Raw genomic sequence first — 16736 nt, forward strand, 5'->3', positions numbered from 1 at the left:
AATGATCAACATCGTATTATTTGGCCCTCCGGGAAGCGGAAAGGGAACCCAAGCTAAATTTTTAGAAGAAAAATTCAATTTGAAACAATTGTCTACCGGAGATATGTTCCGGTACAATTTGAAAAACCAAACCGAATTGGGTAAATTGGCTCAGTCCTACATGGACAAAGGGCATTTGGTGCCGGATGAAGTAACGACCAATATGTTGCGTGAAGAACTGAAAAAACATACAGGTTTTTCAGGTTTTATCTTTGATGGTTATCCCAGAACGACTTCACAGGCAGAATCTTTGGATCAAATTCTCAAAGAAGACTTGAATCAAGAAGTTTCAGTTTGTCTTTCTTTAAAAGTAGAAGATGAAATTTTAGTAGGACGTTTGCTTGAAAGAGGAAAAGAAAGCGGTCGTGCGGATGATGCAAACGAGGATGTGATCCGAGAAAGAATCGTCGAATACTACAAAAAAACAGACGAAGTCGCCGAACATTACAAAGCTCAAAATAAATATGCCGAAATCAATGGCGTAGGTGAAATTGCTGAAATCACAGATAAATTGTCGGCTGAAATCGAGCGATTTACTTAAATCAACTTTGAGATTTTAAGTAAGACTTTTTCATTTTAAGGAAATATTTTTCAAAATAATGGTAGGAAAAATGGGACATGATGATGGTGAAAAGAATCACAGTTCCATAAAAGATCAGGATGAAAATGGAGTCGTTAATCATTCGAAAATCAATTATCTTTAAAAAGATGAATCCGACGATTTGCATGGCAATTGCGTGATACATATAAATTCCGTAAGAAATTTTCCCTAAATGATTTAAAATTTTTGAATCAAAAACCGGAATTGATTTTTGAGACAAAATCCAAATGACCATCGGGAAAAGGATCATGGAAATCAAATGATACAAAGCGTCTGATAATCCTTCAAAAAGAGGTGTGAAAAAATACAGAATGAACAGCGTTAAAATAGAAAATCCTAAGATTTTAGGAAGTTTAAAATCTGGGAATTTCAGTGAAAGAATAGCAATGATTCCACTTACAGAAAAATAATAATAAAGCATTTTAAACTTTCTAAGCCATTCTAAGCCAGTGTAATTGTAAAAGAAAAAATATACAATTGAAAAGGTAATCAGGAAAGTTAAAATTCGTTTGTTTTTAATTAGGAGAAAAACAGGAGCGATCAAAATATAAAATTGCTCTTCGATGCTGATGGACCATAAAATCTCCAAAATGCCGCCGGGTTTAAACGTCTCTAAAACATTGGCCAAAAATGTAAATCCAAATAGCAAACTTTCTTTAATAGGGAAATCATGTGCATCCAGCATGCCTAATTGTGGTAAAATAACCGCATAATACAATATCCCAAAAATAAGCACCAAATAATACAAGGGGAAAATCCTGAGGATACGATTGAGGTAAAATCTTTTGAGGTTAACATGATTGGTTTTTCGTTTTTCATCGTATAACTGCCTGATGATCAGGAATCCGCTTAGCGAGAAAAATACATAAACAGCTTCAGTTCCTTTGTGGAAAATCGACCAATCTTTGAAAAAAGGAAAACCGCGGTTTTCGCAAAATTGAGGAAGATGATAAAGGATGACGAACAATGCCAGGAAAAACCGCAAAGAATTTAGGTTGGGAAGTTGACTTAGCGGTTGTTTCAAGTCTATTTTATTGAGATTATTCAACCTTTTTTATTTCCTTAATTACCGTTTGTTTTTTACAAATCTGATACACCACATCAAATTTCTTTTCCTCTCTATAAGCTGCTCGATAAGTTCTACAAGGTGTTTCCCGAACTTCATCCGTTCCGAAATTGGTGATTTTACTCTTTTTGAAAATTTCGTTAAAAAGAAAAACACTGTCCATTTTTTCAGCATTGATGGTTTGTTGGGCTTCGGCTGAAAAACTCATCGGATAAATTTTGGCTTCTTCCAGAGCACGGGAATTTGGGAAATAGGAGCATTGCATAGACCTTGGTCCAAAAAACATCAATACCAATACAACACCAATTGAAAGTCCAATCAAGTAAAAACGCAGTCTCTTCCAAAATCCCATCATTGCTTTAAAAATTTTGGCAATTATACGATTAATAAATTAATGTCATGAAATGGAAGGTCAAACCAATCGCTGATTTTCTTTTTGGTCATGCGGCCATGGAATAAATAAATACCGGAACGTAAGCCTCTGTCACATTTTATTACATGCTCAAAACCACCTTCTTTGGCGACTGAAAGTAGATACGGAAGGAAAAAATTGCTCAATGCTTTTGTAGTGGTACGTGAAACACGTGAAGTGATATTGGTCACACCATAATGGATAACGCCGTGTTTGGTGACGATTGGATTGCTATGCGTCGTGATTTCTGAAGTTTCAAAACAACCGCCATTGTCGATGCTCAAATCGATAATGACCGCACCTTCTTTCATGTTTTGGACCATTTTTTCCGTTACCACACAAGGCGTTCTGGCATCTACACGTAATGCGCCTATGGCTACATCACATCGTTTTAATGCTTTTCCTAATTCCTTTGGATCGAGCATGGAAGTCGAAATTCTTACTCCCAAATCGGTTTGTAATCTGCGCAATCGACTGAGTGAATTGTCAAAGACACGGACATTTGCTCCCAGTCCCAATGCTGCTTTTGAAGCGTATTCACCAACTGTTCCACCACCGAGAATTACAATTTCAGCAGGACGAACTCCGGCTATACCGCCCATCAAAACACCATTTCCACCATTGGTATTGGACATCAATTCTCCGGCCAATAAAACAGAAGTTGTTCCGGCGATTTCGCTCAATAAACGAACGACCGGTAAATATCCATGTTCATCTTTGATGAATTCAAATCCGAGTGCAGTGATTTTTTTAGCTGACAATTTTTCAAAATAACTTCTGGTTTGCATGTTCAACTGAACCGTTGAAACCAAAAATGTACCAGGTGTCAATAAGTCGATTTCATCTGAAGTTACGGGACTGACTTTTAAAACGATGGGTTTGGAAAATACTTCTTTTGTGTCATAAGAAATCTGTGCACCTGCCTCAGCATATTCTTGGTCGGTATAATTGGCACCTTCTCCGGCACCGGTTTCAATTGTTATTTCATGACCATTTGCTACTAAAACCTGCACAGCGTCAGGTGAAAGACAAAGACGTCTTTCCTGTAAATGGGTTTCTTTTGGAATCCCGATGGTTAATTTTCCTTCTTTTAACTGAACTTCAAGCCGCTCTTCTTTGGGCATCAATTCCTGACGGGAAAAAGGTGTGTACACTCCGCTATGTTCCATCTTTTAAATTTACACAAAAATAATGGTTCTTTGGTTTTCCTCCGCAACTATTTTAACAGTATGATAAGAAGTTGGAAGGAGATTTTTGATTTTATCGGGCCATTCGATGAAGCAATAATTTCCAGAATCTAAATATTCTTCTATACCAAAATCCATCGCTTCTTCTTCAGATTTGATCCGATATAAATCAAAATGAAAAACCTTTCCCATTTGGGTTTCATATTCGTTGACGATAGAAAAAGTAGGACTGGAGGTTTCATCTTCACTTCCCATTTGGTGGATGATTTCTTTGATCAAAGTGGTTTTTCCTGCGCCCATTTCGCCATCAAACAAAATGATTTTCTGGTGAAAGTTGGAAATGATTTCTTTGGCGACATTTGGCAATTCTTTTAATTGGTTGATGTTGAAATTCATTCGATAAAAATAAATACAAATGTAAGCCTGAATAATTTGTTGCAAGAAATTTTCTGGAATAATAATTTTAATTCGAAAATGCTATCAGTGTGGCAATCTATCTCTGAAAAAACCGTAAACCCAAGTTCCGGCTATGGCACTCAAAAGGGTGACAATTATCACCGTTGCACCCGTTCCGATTTGTGCAAATAATGGGCCGGGACACGCTCCCGTGATGGCCCAACCAAAACCAAAAATAAGTCCGCCATAAATTTGCCCTTTGTTAAATGATTTGGGTGCAATCTTAATCGGTTCGCCATAGATGGTTTTGATATTCAATTTTTTAATCAAAAAAACGGAAATCATGCCTACAATTACTGCACTTCCGATGATTCCATACATATGAAAGGATTCTAATCGAAACATTTCCTGGATGCGAAACCAACTGATTACTTCTGATTTTACGAAAACAATTCCGAACAATATTCCTACAATTAAGTATTTCAAATTATGGTACCATTTGTGCTGCAATTGGCTTTCGTTGACGCAGATAGCGTCTAATTCGCGAAGCTGAAGATCTTTTTCTGTATTTTTTTGCATTTCAATTTGAATTAAAGTGAAAGAATAAAAGGCAAAATCAAATTTGCCATAATGAAACCACCGATCATAAAACTAATGGTCGCGATCAATGAAGGAAGTTGTAGGTTGGACAATCCCATAATGGCGTGTCCACTCGTACATCCACCTGCATAACGGGTTCCAAAGCCAACCAGAAATCCACCAACTACCATCATGATAAATCCTTTCAAGGTAAACAATGATTGCCAATTCATGATATCTTCAGGAACTAAATTGTTGAAATTCGTAATGCCGTAACCTGCTAATTCTGAAGCCAATTTTGGGTGGACTTCAACTGGATTGGGATTGGATAAGAGGTTTACAGCGATTGCTCCGCCTAAAAATATGCCCAAAACAAAAATTAAATTCCAAATTTCTTTTTTCCAATCGTATTTGAAAAATGGAATGTTGGCGGGTATACACGAAGCACAAACGTGCCGTAACGATGAGCTGATACCAAACGATTTGTTGCCAATGATTAATAGCGCTGGAACGGTCAATCCGATTAATGGCCCTGCGATATACCAGGGCCAAGGTTGTTTTATAATTTCTATCATTTTCAATTTTAAGAGTTTGTATAAATTTAAGGTTAAGATATTATTTCCATACGAAATTAATTCTGTTAAAATTTAAGCCGGCTCTAAGTATTTGCACAAAAGGAATCCTTACAAGAAATCACTTTTTCATTTGTTTCCAACCATTCTTTCATTCCGCCTGAAAAATTTTTGATATTTTCAAATCCATTTTTAACGAGAATAGAATAAGCTATGGCTGAACGATCTCCTGACTGACAATGGATCACAACCTGTTTTTCTTTGCTGATTTTATCTAAATTGTCCTAGATGGTTCCAACAAAAAGATTTTCTGCTCCTTCGATGTGTTCTGTTTCGAATTCGGTTGCGCCACGTACATCCAGAATTTGGACATTTTCTTTATTGAGGTAGGTTTTAAATTCTTCAAGAGAAAAAACATCAGCCGTTTGAAGTTCTATATCCAAATTCCCAATTGGAAAACGCAAAGCTTCTAAATTGTCAGTCATGAGCAAATTTTTTCTGAAACAAATTTAGTTTGGAATAATGGATATAAAACAAAACCTCCAAGATTTTCTTATTCCAGGAGGTTGAACTGTTTTTAAGTCAGAAAAAATTATTTCGGATTCAATGTCACAAAAGGAATGATCATTTCTTCCATAGAAACACCACCATGCTGGTAGGTATCTTTGTAATAATTTACATAATGGTTGTAATTTTTAGGATAAGCCAGGAAGATGTCTTCTTTAGCAAAAATGTATTTGGACGTCATATTGACTTTTGGTAAATAATAGTCTTCGGCATTGTCAATTGCAAAAACATCATCATCATCATATTGTAATTTACGACCCATTTTATAACGCAGATTGGTGCTGGTTTCACGATCACCTACAACTTGCGAAGGTTTCCGGACATAAATAGTTCCATGATCGGTTGTCAACAAAATTTTCATTCCTTCTTCTTGTGCTTTTTTTACAATTTGCAACAAATAGGAATTTTCAAACCAATTTTTAGTCGTGGATCGATAGGTTTTATCGTCACGGATCATTTGACTGACGATACGGTTGTCCGTTTTGGCGTGGGAAAGAATATCGATGAAATTATAAACAATTACTGTCAGATTTTTGTTTTTGTATTGGTGGAATTCATCGAGGATTTTCTTTTCAAAATCAGAATTCAACACCTTAAAATATTGGGTTGTTAAATCACCAAGTCCCAGTCTTTTCATTTGGTCCTCAAGGAATTCTTTTTCAAATTGGTTTTTATTTCCTTCATCATTATCGTTTAACCATTCATTTGGGAAACGCTTTTCGATTTGGGACGGCATCAATCCGGAGAAGAATGCATTTCGTGCATATTGCGTTGCCGAAGGCAAAATGCTGTAATACATCTGTTCTTTTTCCAAATTATAAAACTGATTGAAAAGCGGTTCGATGGTTTTCCATTGGTCATAACGTAGGTTGTCCACCATGATGAGCAGCGTCTTTTTGTCTTTTGCCAAATGCGGTTTGACATAGTCTTTAAAAACGGTGTGTGATAAGACAGGCTTTTCTTCTGTATGCAACCAGTCGTGATAATTTCTTTCGACGAATTTAAAAAAAGAAGCATTGGCTTCTTGTTTTTGGGCTTCAAGGATTTTGACCATTTCGGTGTCCTGAATATTTTCCAACTCCAATTCCCAAAACACCAACTTTTTATAAATATCGCGCCAGTCTTCAAAATCCCGAGCATTCATCATGTCCATGGCGATGCTGCGGAACTCTTGTTGATAATTGACTACGGCTTTTTCTGTAATGATTTTATTGGAATCCAAAATCTTTTTCAAACTCAATAAAATTTGATTTGGATTGACAGGTTTGATGAGGTAATCGGCGATGTGAGAGCCAATGGCTTCTTCCATGATATGCTCTTCTTCATTTTTTGTGATCATCACGATAGGAAGTTGAGGTTTGATTTCTTTGATTTTTTGCAAAGCTTCCAAACCACCCATTCCGGGCATGTTCTCATCGATTAAAACGGCAGAAAAATTTTCATTTGGAATTATTTCCAACGCATCCGTCGCATTATTGATCATTTGTGTTTCATATCCTTTTTTCTCTAAAAAAAGAGAATGTGGTTTCAATAAGTCGATTTCATCATCGATCCATAAAATTTTTATAGCCATAAACCTGAATTTCTGTTAAATTTGTTCCTAATTTACTGATTAAAATTTTCAATTTGGAGTATGTAAACAAACTAAAGGTATTTAACGATCCGGTGCACGGATTTATTAGCATACCCAACGAATTAATTTTCGACATCATTCAACATCCCATTTTTCAACGACTGCGAAGAATATGCCAAACTGGTTTGACAGAAATGGTTTATCCGGGCGCCAAACATTCTCGATTTCACCATGCGCTTGGTGCGATGTTTCTGATGCAGAAAGCCATAGAGGAGCTTCGTGCAAAAAATGTAGAAATTACAGATGAAGAAAAAAATGGAGTTTTATGTGCGATTCTTTTACATGATATAGGCCATGGACCTTTTTCACATACGTTGGAAAATACGTTGATAGAAGATTTGTACCATGAAAAAATTTCTTTGTTTCTAATGGAGAAATTGAATGCTGAATTTTCAGGTGAATTGGATTTGGCGATTCAGATTTTCAAAGGCGAATATAAAAAACAATTTCTGACCCAATTGGTTTCCAGCCAATTGGACATGGATCGTTTGGATTATTTAAAAAGAGATAGTTTTTTTACCGGTGTGGTTGAGGGAAACATCAATCCTGACCGGATCATTTCGACTTTAAATGTTAAAGATGATTTGCTGGTGGTGGACTCAAAGGGGATTTATTCGATAGAGAAATATCTGACAGCTAGGATGTTCATGTATTGGCAAGTCTACAATCACCGGACTTCCTATACGGCTGAAGTTTTATTGACCCAAGCCTTTCGAAGAGCAAAGGAAATCAGCCGTAACGGAGGGAAAGTTTTTGCGACAGATGCTTTGGGATATTTTTTACAAAATGATACCAAAGACAGTTTGAAGAATCAATTGGATCAATTTATCAAACTGGATGATAGTGATGTTTGGGCTTCATTGAAAGAATGGCAATACCATGAAGATGTAATTTTATCGTTTTTATCACGTTGTTTAATTAACAGGAAGTTATTGGTCTCCAAAATATTTACCGAAGCTGTTTCTGATGAAGAGTTGAAAAAATTGGAAATAGAAGCAGCAGGATATTTAGGGATAGAAAATGGAGATTATTTTGTCCATCAATCTCCGATCAGAGTGATACCGTATGACAAGACAAAATCTCCAATTTTTATCATGAATAAGGATCAGAGTTTACAAGAAATTTCAGTGAGTCCTTTACAGATTTTGTCAGAACATTTATTGAATCCGATCGAAAAGTATCATTTATGTTACTTAGATGTTAAGAAAAAAATATAATTCAAATTTGAGTTAACCCCAAAATTTATATTTTTGCATACTATGGAATTTAGCGCACTAGAAATAGCTTCTGTTTTGGAAGGTAGAATTGAAGGGAATCCTGAAATAAAAGTTTCAACCTTGTCCAAAATTGAGGAAGGGAAATCAGGGTCGATTTCTTTTTTATCCAATTTGAAATATGAGCCGTATCTTTATAAAACCGAGGCTTCTATCGTGATTGTTTCAGATGGTTTTATACCAGAAAAAGAAATTTCTCCTACGCTGATTTTTGTAGAAGATGCCTATAAATCCTTCACCAAATTATTGCATTACGCCAATCATTTAAAAAACAAAAAAGTAGGAATTGAACCCAATTCCCAAATTCACGATTCTGCCCAAATCGGCGAAAACGTTTACATCGGAAGTTTTGTTTATGTAGGTGAAAAAGTGAAAATAGGAAACGATGTGATGATCCATTCCAATGTTCATGTTGGTGAAAATGTAGCCATAGGAGAAGGAAGCGTGATCCATTCTGGTGTAAGATTATATACCGATACCAAAATTGGTAAAAATTGTATCATCCATTCCAATTCCGTTTTGGGAGCAGATGGATTTGGATTTACACCAACTGCAGAAGGGAAATTGGAAAAAGTTCCTCAGATTGGGAATGTGAAAATAGAAGACAATGTAGAAATCGGTTCATCATGTACGATTGACCGTGCTACTTTAGGAACGACACTCATCCGTGCAGGAGCGAAATTGGACAACCAAATTCAAATTGCGCACAATGTAGAAATTGGAGAAAACACGGTGATTGCTTCACAAACTGGTGTAGCAGGATCAACCAAAATCGGTAAAAATTGTATGATCGGAGGACAAGTTGGAATCGTCGGTCATTTAAAAATAGGAGATTACGTACAGATTCAAGCCCAAAGTGGGGTGAACAATAACGTTCCGGATGGTGCGAAAATCTATGGTTCACCATCTATGGATGCCTCAGATTTTAGAAAATCTTACGTATATTTCCGAAATTTCCCAAGCATCGTCAAACGATTGGAAGAATTAGAAAAAGAATATAAGCAACAACAAACAATAAAAGATTAATGTCAGATAAACAAAAAACATTGGCTAACGAATACACCTTCAACGGTGTTGGTCTCCATACGGGACGCGAAGTTACCATGACATTAAAACCGGCACCGGTAAATACTGGATTTGTATTTGTCAGAACGGATTTAGAAGGAAATCCTCATGTAGAAGCTGATGCAAATTACGTCACCAGCACTGAAAGAGGAACTACGATAGAGAAAAAAGGTGTAAAGATCCATACTACGGAACACCTTTTGGCAGCGTTAACCGGAATGGATTTGGACAATGTTCTCATTGAAATCAACAATTCGGAAGTACCCATTTTAGATGGTTCTTCCAAATTCTTTGTGGAAGCAGTTGAAAAAGCTGGAATTGAAGAGCAAGATGAGGAAAGAGAGTATTTTGTCGTAAAAGATATCATCACCTATCAAGATCCCGAAACCGGATCTGAAATCACGGCTATTCCTGCCGATGAGTATCAAGTGACCACCATGGTCGATTTCGGAACCAAAGTTTTGGGGACTCAAAATGCTTCTATCAAAAGCATGTCCGAATTTAAAGATGAAATTGCCAATGCAAGAACTTTTAGTTTTTTGCATGAAATCGAATATTTATTGGACGCAGGTTTGATAAAAGGAGGAGATTTGGGAAATGCAATCGTATATGTAGACAAAGAAATCACGCCTGAAACCCGTCAAAAACTCACAAAAGCATTTAACAAAGAAGATGTTTCCATTCGACCAAATGGTGTTTTGGACAACATCACGCTTCATTATCCAAATGAAGCTGCTCGTCATAAATTATTAGACGTAGTTGGAGATTTGGCTTTAATTGGAACCAAATTAAAAGCCAAAATCATCGCCAATAAGCCTGGGCATCAGATCAATACGAACTTTGCGAAAAAACTGAGCAAACAAATCGGAATTGCAAAAAGAAAAAATGTTCCGGAATTTGATTTGACCAAAGAGCCGATTTATGATATCAATGATATCATGAAAATTCTTCCACACCGTCCGCCATTTTTATTGTTAGATAAAGTGATTGAAAAATCAGAATCTTCATTGGTTGGGGTAAAAAATGTTACGATGAACGAACCATTTTTCGTTGGACATTTTCCGCAAGAACCTGTTATGCCGGGCGTTTTACAAGTTGAGGCTATGGCTCAATTGGGTGGGATTTTGGTTTTAGGAGAAATCGATGATCCAAAGGATTATTCGACCTACTTCATGAAAATTGAAAATGTAAAATTTAAACGAAAAGTCATACCGGGTGATACTTTGGTTCTGAAAGTGGACTTATTACAACCCATTAGAAGAGGAATCGTCCACATGCAAGGATACGGATATGTAAACGACACCATCGCTGTAGAAGCAGAAATGATGGCATTGGTAACAAAAGACAAAATATAATTTTGGAAATAATGAATCAACCCTTGGCCTACATTCACCCAAACGCAAAAGTTGCTGAAACAGCAATTATAGAGCCATTTTCAACGATTTATGACAATGTGGAAATTGGAGAAGGAACATGGATAGGCCCAAACGTCACCATCATGGAAGGTGCACGAATCGGTGAAAATTGTAAAATATATCCGGGAACCGTAATATCGGCAGAACCACAAGATTTAAAATATGTAGGTGAAAAAACTTTGACTTATATAGGAGATAATACCACAATCAGAGAGTGTGTTACGGTAAACAGAGGGACTAATGCGCTGGGTTATACCAAAATTGGAAACAATTGTTTGGTGATGGCAACGGCACACATAGCTCATGATTGTATAATCGGTGACCATGTCATTTTAGTAAATGGTGTAGGGCTTGCCGGTCATATAGAAATAGGCGATCATGCGTTTTTAGGAGGAATGAGTGCGGTTCATCAGTTTACGCATATAGGAGAACACGCTTTTATAGCCGGAGGATCTCATGTCAGAAAAGATGTTCCGCCATTTGTCAAAGCGGCTAGAAATCCACTTTCTTATGCAGGTGTTAACTCAATCGGACTTCAAAGAAGAGGTTTTACGACAGAGAAAATCACCGAAATCCAAAACATCTACCGAGTGCTTTTTCAAAAAAGTAAAAACGTAACACAAGCTTTAGAAGTGATAGAAAAGGATTTTGAAGCATCAACTGAACGTGATCAGATTCTTGATTTTATCAAAAAAAGTCCGAGAGGCGTTATGTCCGGATATACAACAAGAGCAGAATTATAACAAAACAATCAAATTTATAAAATGGCAACTACAGCAGATATACGAAAAGGACTATGTATCAACTGGAATGATGATACATGGAAAATTGTAGAATTCCAACATGTTAAACCTGGAAAAGGACCCGCATTTGTGCGTACAAAACTAAAAAGCGTAACGAATGGTAAAGTGCTGGATAATACTTTTTCTGCAGGGCATAGAATTGATGAAGTAAGAGTTGAAACTAGAAAGTACCAATATTTATACGATGATGATAATGGTTTTCATTTTATGAACAACGATGATTTTTCCCAAGTTTACATCAATAAAGGAATGATCGACAATGCGCAATTCCTAAAATCTGGAGACGAAGTAACGATTTTATTCAGAGCTGAAGATGAAATGCCATTGTCTGCGGAACTTCAGCAGTTTGTGATCATGGAAATTACATACACTGAACCGGGATTGAAAGGAGATACAGCTACAAATGCTTCTAAACCGGCAACCACAGAAACCGGAGCTGAAATCCGGGTTCCACTTTTTATTAATGAAGGTGATAAAGTGAAAATCAATACAGAAGATGGTTCCTACATGGAAAGAATCAAAGAATAATTTCAAAAAAACATACCAAATTAACCCGACAGTTTTCTAAAAGTTGTCGGGTTTTTTATTTTTCAAGTGTAAAATTAAAAAAAATAGATAGGACAAATTAGCAACTTCATAATTTTCAATTCATAAATTCCATTAAATTTGTCAAATCGCAAACAACAAAAGTATCAGAACTTAAATTCTACTCAATGAAAAAGTCCATCATAACCGGAATCGGTCATTATGTGCCGGAAAATATTGTAACCAATGACGATTTATCCAAACTCATGGAAACCAATGACGAATGGATCCAAGAAAGAACCGGAATCAAAGAACGTCGTCATTTAGGGAAACATTCCGGAGTTACGACTTCTGATTTGGGAACCAAAGCTGCTGAAATCGCCATTAAAAATGCGGGACTAACAGCAAAAGACATAGATTTCATTTTATTTGCAACGCTGAGTCCTGATTATTTTTTCCCGGGATGTGGTGTATTATTGCAAAAGAATTTGGGTTGTGAAACGATCGGCGCACTCGATGTTCGTAATCAATGCTCCGGATTTATTTATGCACTTGCGACAGCAGATGCTTATATCCGTTCCGGGATGTATAAAAATATTTTGGTAGTGGGAGCAGAAAATCATTCGTTTGGATTGGATATGACTACGCGAGGTCGAGGTGTTTCCGTGATTTTTGGAGATGGAGCCGGTGCGGTTGTGGTTTCGGCGACGGATGATGAAAATCGGGGAATTATTTCTTCCAATATGCACAGTGAAGGAGAATTTGCAGAAGAACTGGCCGTTTTATTCCCGGGAACCAAATTGGGTTGGTCCGATGTGATGCTCGAAGAAGGAAATACCTTGACTCCTGAACAAATTTATCCGGTGATGAATGGAAATTTTGTTTTTAAACATGCTGTCACACGTTTCCCTGAATCAGTTAAAGAAGTATTTGAAAAGGCGGGTGAGGATTTTTCCAATTTGAAATTATTTATTCCGCATCAAGCCAATTTACGCATCAGTCAATTTGTTCAAAAACAGTTGGGATTACGCGATGATCAGGTTTTTAACAATATCCAGAAATACGGAAATACGACAGCCGCTTCAATTCCAATTGCGCTAAGCGAAGCTTTTCAAGAAGGCCGAATCCAAAAAGGCGACTTGATTTGTTTGACTGCATTTGGTAGTGGATTCACTTGGGGAAGTGTTTTGATCCGTTGGTAAATCCATTATTTCTTATTATTTCGCAATAATTCTGTATTTATTTCGACTACCAATATCTTGGTATTTTTAAACTTTGTTTATTAAATATCAGAAGATTAAGGTCAATTCCTAAAAGATAAAGTGTTAAATTCAACCAACAATTAACACTAATTATTTATGGACAAAATTTTACTAAAAATCAGTATTGTAATAATGCTGATGGCTTGGCAGTTTGGTTCGGCCCAGACGCTGGCAGAGAAACAAAAAATTGTAGATCGTTATGATTTAAACGAATTGCTCAAATTGGAAAATGAGTATTTTCAAAAAATCAGTTCTGAAAAAGAACGCGTAAAGGAATTGGCAACTTCCTTAAACGTTCCTTTGATCATAGAAGAAAATGGAACTTACCAAGAATTGCAAAAAATTCTTCCAGATGGTTCATTGATTTATTACACCACATTTAATGTAAATGCAGCTCGTTCTACCCGAACCAACCATTTAAATTCAGGAGGTTCATTGGGACTAAATCTTATGGGTCAAAACATGACGGCACATGTTTGGGACGGTGGTTTGGCGAGAACTACCCACCAGGAATATGACGGAGCCGGTGGAACCAACAGATTCAGTATAGGAGATGGAACAACTACATTGAATTATCATTCGGCGCATGTAACGGGAACAATCATAGCTTCCGGTGTAAGTGCCAATGCAAAAGGTATGGCACCACATGCCCGAGCAATCGGTTACGAATGGAACAATGATTTGACGGAAGCTACATCTGCGGCCTCCAATGGAATGTTGATTTCCAATCATTCTTATGGTTTCCGTTCGGATTTGGTACCGGATTATTATTTCGGAGCCTATATAACGGATTCCAGAGATTGGGATAATTTATTGTTTAACGCGCCGTATTACCTAATGGTCGTAGCAGCCGGAAATGATGGAAATACCAATTACAATGGTGCTCCGCTTGGAGGGAATTCAGCTTATGATAAATTGACCGGTCATAGTACTTCCAAAAATAATTTGGTGGTGGCAAATGCCAATGATGCCAATATCGATAACAATGGAAATTTAGTAAGTGTTACCATTAATTCTTCGAGTAGTGAAGGTCCGACTGATGATTACCGGATCAAACCGGATATCACCGGCAACGGAACATCTGTGTATTCGACGTATGAAACCAGCAATACCGCTTATGGAACGATTACTGGAACCTCAATGGCTTCACCAAATGTAGCCGGAACCTTGTTGTTATTGCAACAGCATTATAATAATTTGAATTCTAATTTTATGCGTGCTGCGACTTTAAAAGGATTGGTTCTGCATACAGCAGATGATGCCGGTTCTGCCGGTCCCGACGCTATTTTTGGTTGGGGATTATTGAATGCCAAAAAAGCTGCCGAAACCATCACAGCCAAAGATAATGGTTCACTGATTCAGGAGTTGACTTTAACCAGCGGCCAAACTTATCAATTTACGGTAGATTCAGATGGAATAAACGAATTAAGAGCTTCTATCAGTTGGACAGATCGTCCCGGAACCGCCACAACCCAAACCAATTCGCCTACAAAAGTATTGGTCAATGATTTGGATTTACGGATTACCAAAGGTTCTACCACGTATACTCCTTGGAGATTAACAGGCATCACAACCAACGGTAAAGGTGATAATATTTCCGATCCCTTTGAAAGAGTAGAAGTTGCAGGAGCTTCCGGAACATATACCGTAACAGTTTCTCATAAAGGATCTCTTACAGGTGGAAGCCAAAATTATTCATTAATCCTTACCGGAGTTTCTTCCACACCAGTTCAGTGTGAAGCAACAACTCCAACCGGATTGTCGGTGGATGGAATTGGAAGTTCAACTGCATCGCTTTCTTGGGATGCTGTTGCCGGAGCTTCTTATGATTTCCGTTACCGTTTGGTAGGAGCAACTAATTGGACGACGAGTGCAGAAACTTCTACTTCCAAATCTTTGAGTGGTTTAACTGCCAACTCTCAGTACGAGGCTCAAGTTCGAAGTAATTGTGATGCAGGTGCATCGTCGGCTTATTCGGCTTCAGTAAACTTTACCACAACAGAAGTTCAAATCAACTATTGTGCATCTGCCAGTACCAATGTAAACGATGAATTCATCCAAAGAGTTCAGTTGAATACGATCAATAATCCTTCTGGTGCGCAGTTCTATTCAGATTTCACTAATATTTCAACTAATTTAAATAAATCTCAAGCTTATACCATTACGGTTACTCCACAATGGACCGGAACGAATTATAATGAAGGATATTCCGTTTGGATTGATTATAACAAAGATGGTGATTTCAACGATTCAGGTGAACAAGTTTGGACCAGAACACCGACCAATGCTTCTTCTGTAAGTGGAACATTTACAGTTCCGGCTTCTGCTTTTGATGGTGCGACGCGTATGCGGGTTTCCATGAAATACAATGCAATTCCAACTTCTTGTGAGTCCTTTACTTATGGTGAAGTTGAAGACTATACTGTGGTAATTGCTGCATCGGCTGCAGATACACAGGCTCCTTCAGCACCAACCAATTTAGCAGCTTCCAATGTTGCCCAAACCACGTTGACGTTAAATTGGACAGCTTCTACAGATAATGTGGGCGTAACCGGATACGATATTTTTTCCGGTTCGACCAATATCGGTTCGACAACAAGTACTTCTGCTAATATTACCGGATTAACTGCCAATACTGCTTATGCGTTTACCGTAAAAGCAAAAGATGCGTCCGGAAATGTTTCTTCATCCAGTAACGTGGTAAATGTTACGACGCTTGCAGATAACCCAGACCCGGGATTGGTGTTGAGTATCACTTTTGATAATTATCCGGAAGAAACTTACTGGAGAATTTACAGAGGAACAACCATCGTTGCTTCCGGCGGAACTTATGGTTCACAACCCGATGGCTCGACTTTGGATATACCATTGACGTTGAGTCCTGATTGTTATAGATTGACATTCTATGATACTTATGGCGACGGAATGTGCTGTTCGTATGGAAACGGTTCTTATACTTTGAAGCAAGGTACTACTGTATTGGCAAGTGGAAGTACTTTCCGTTCTTCACGTTCCACCAATTTCTGTATAACTCAGTCCTTCAATAATAACAGTACGTATGCATCAACTGAGACAGATGAAACAAGTCTTCATTTAAAAGTGTATCCAAATCCGGTAAAAGAATTCTTAAATATATCCTTGAACGGATTTGAAGCCCAAACCTACCAAATCATGGATATGTCCGGTAGAGTGGTGATGCAAGGAAGATATACGGAAAACTTGGATGTTTCCCGTTTGGATTCCGGTATTTATGTTTTGAAATTGATGATCGGCGAGAAATCAAAATCTGAACGATTTATCAAAAAATAAATTATTCCATTTTTAATTAAAAAAGCCGTCC

15 protein-coding genes and 1 pseudogene are annotated in these 16736 nt (G+C 37.3%); 8 read left to right on the forward strand and 8 right to left on the reverse strand.

Annotation, left to right across the window (positions count from 1 at the left end):
• Nucleotide 1 precedes the first annotated feature (1 nt).
• On the forward strand, nt 2-580 hold the full coding sequence (locus HU137_RS09905) for an adenylate kinase (RefSeq protein ID WP_182043690.1): 579 nt from the start codon (nt 2-4) through the stop codon (nt 578-580).
• 1 nt (nt 581) lies between these two features.
• On the opposite strand, the gene HU137_RS09910 is transcribed toward HU137_RS09905, so the two are convergent.
• The 8 genes and pseudogenes from HU137_RS09910 to porX all read right to left on the reverse strand — a co-directional run bounded on the left by HU137_RS09910 (nt 582) and on the right by porX (nt 6992).
• Nucleotides 582-1688 (reverse strand): acyltransferase family protein, encoded by a 1107-nt coding sequence (locus HU137_RS09910; protein ID WP_182043691.1) that lies wholly within the window; start codon nt 1686-1688, stop codon nt 582-584.
• Nucleotides 1681-2061 carry a hypothetical protein gene (locus tag HU137_RS09915; protein WP_182043692.1) on the reverse strand — a complete coding sequence of 127 codons (381 nt, stop codon included), beginning with the start codon at nt 2059-2061 and terminating at the stop codon, nt 1681-1683. The genes HU137_RS09910 and HU137_RS09915 overlap by 8 nt, the downstream gene beginning before the upstream one ends.
• A gap of 20 nt (nt 2062-2081) precedes the next feature.
• The gene (locus HU137_RS09920) at nt 2082-3287 is read right to left on the reverse strand and encodes an alanine dehydrogenase (protein WP_182043693.1); all 1206 of its coding nucleotides are present in this window, start codon (nt 3285-3287) and stop codon (nt 2082-2084) included.
• Nucleotides 3288-3296: 9 nt separating this feature from the next.
• On the reverse strand, nt 3297-3701 hold the full coding sequence (gene tsaE, locus HU137_RS09925) for a tRNA (adenosine(37)-N6)-threonylcarbamoyltransferase complex ATPase subunit type 1 TsaE (protein ID WP_182043694.1): 405 nt from the start codon (nt 3699-3701) through the stop codon (nt 3297-3299).
• Between the two features lie 84 nt (nt 3702-3785).
• Nucleotides 3786-4280: a DUF6691 family protein gene (locus HU137_RS09930; protein WP_182043695.1), complete on the reverse strand. Its 495-nt coding sequence runs from the start codon at nt 4278-4280 to the stop codon at nt 3786-3788.
• 11 nt (nt 4281-4291) lie between these two features.
• The gene (locus HU137_RS09935; protein WP_182043696.1) at nt 4292-4855 is read right to left on the reverse strand and encodes a YeeE/YedE family protein; all 564 of its coding nucleotides are present in this window, start codon (nt 4853-4855) and stop codon (nt 4292-4294) included.
• 83 nt (nt 4856-4938) lie between these two features.
• Nucleotides 4939-5337 (reverse strand): annotated as a pseudogene (locus tag HU137_RS13000) (rhodanese-like domain-containing protein).
• Nucleotides 5338-5444: 107 nt separating this feature from the next.
• Entirely contained in the window at nt 5445-6992 is a 1548-nt protein-coding gene (porX, locus tag HU137_RS09945) for a T9SS response regulator signal transducer PorX (protein ID WP_182043697.1), read from the reverse strand.
• A 53-nt stretch (nt 6993-7045) separates the two neighbouring features.
• On the opposite strand from porX, the gene HU137_RS09950 reads away from it, so the two are divergent.
• The 7 genes from HU137_RS09950 to HU137_RS09980 all read left to right on the forward strand — a co-directional run bounded on the left by HU137_RS09950 (nt 7046) and on the right by HU137_RS09980 (nt 16705).
• Nucleotides 7046-8269 carry an HD domain-containing protein gene (locus HU137_RS09950; RefSeq protein ID WP_182043698.1) on the forward strand — a complete coding sequence of 408 codons (1224 nt, stop codon included), beginning with the start codon at nt 7046-7048 and terminating at the stop codon, nt 8267-8269.
• Between the two features lie 42 nt (nt 8270-8311).
• On the forward strand, nt 8312-9352 hold the full coding sequence (gene lpxD / locus HU137_RS09955; RefSeq protein ID WP_182043699.1) for a UDP-3-O-(3-hydroxymyristoyl)glucosamine N-acyltransferase: 1041 nt from the start codon (nt 8312-8314) through the stop codon (nt 9350-9352).
• Nucleotides 9352-10746, forward strand: a complete 1395-nt coding sequence (locus tag HU137_RS09960; RefSeq protein WP_182043700.1) for a bifunctional UDP-3-O-[3-hydroxymyristoyl] N-acetylglucosamine deacetylase/3-hydroxyacyl-ACP dehydratase — start codon at nt 9352-9354, stop codon at nt 10744-10746. Before lpxD ends, HU137_RS09960 begins: the two co-directional genes overlap by 1 nt.
• 11 nt (nt 10747-10757) lie before the next feature.
• Complete coding sequence (lpxA, locus tag HU137_RS09965) at nt 10758-11549, forward strand: acyl-ACP--UDP-N-acetylglucosamine O-acyltransferase (protein ID WP_182043701.1); 792 nt, start codon at nt 10758-10760, stop codon at nt 11547-11549.
• A gap of 21 nt (nt 11550-11570) precedes the next feature.
• A complete protein-coding gene (gene efp / locus HU137_RS09970; RefSeq protein WP_182043702.1) occupies nt 11571-12137 on the forward strand; it encodes an elongation factor P in 567 nt (188 codons plus the stop codon).
• A gap of 185 nt (nt 12138-12322) precedes the next feature.
• Nucleotides 12323-13336 (forward strand): 3-oxoacyl-ACP synthase III family protein, encoded by a 1014-nt coding sequence (locus HU137_RS09975; RefSeq protein WP_182043703.1) that lies wholly within the window; start codon nt 12323-12325, stop codon nt 13334-13336.
• 156 nt (nt 13337-13492) lie between these two features.
• The gene (locus tag HU137_RS09980) at nt 13493-16705 is read left to right on the forward strand and encodes a S8 family serine peptidase (RefSeq protein ID WP_182043704.1); all 3213 of its coding nucleotides are present in this window, start codon (nt 13493-13495) and stop codon (nt 16703-16705) included.
• Nucleotides 16706-16736 lie beyond the last annotated feature (31 nt).

Origin of the sequence: Moheibacter lacus, assembly GCF_014042165.1 — a bacterium.
GTDB lineage: Bacteria > Bacteroidota > Bacteroidia > Flavobacteriales > Weeksellaceae > Moheibacter > Moheibacter lacus.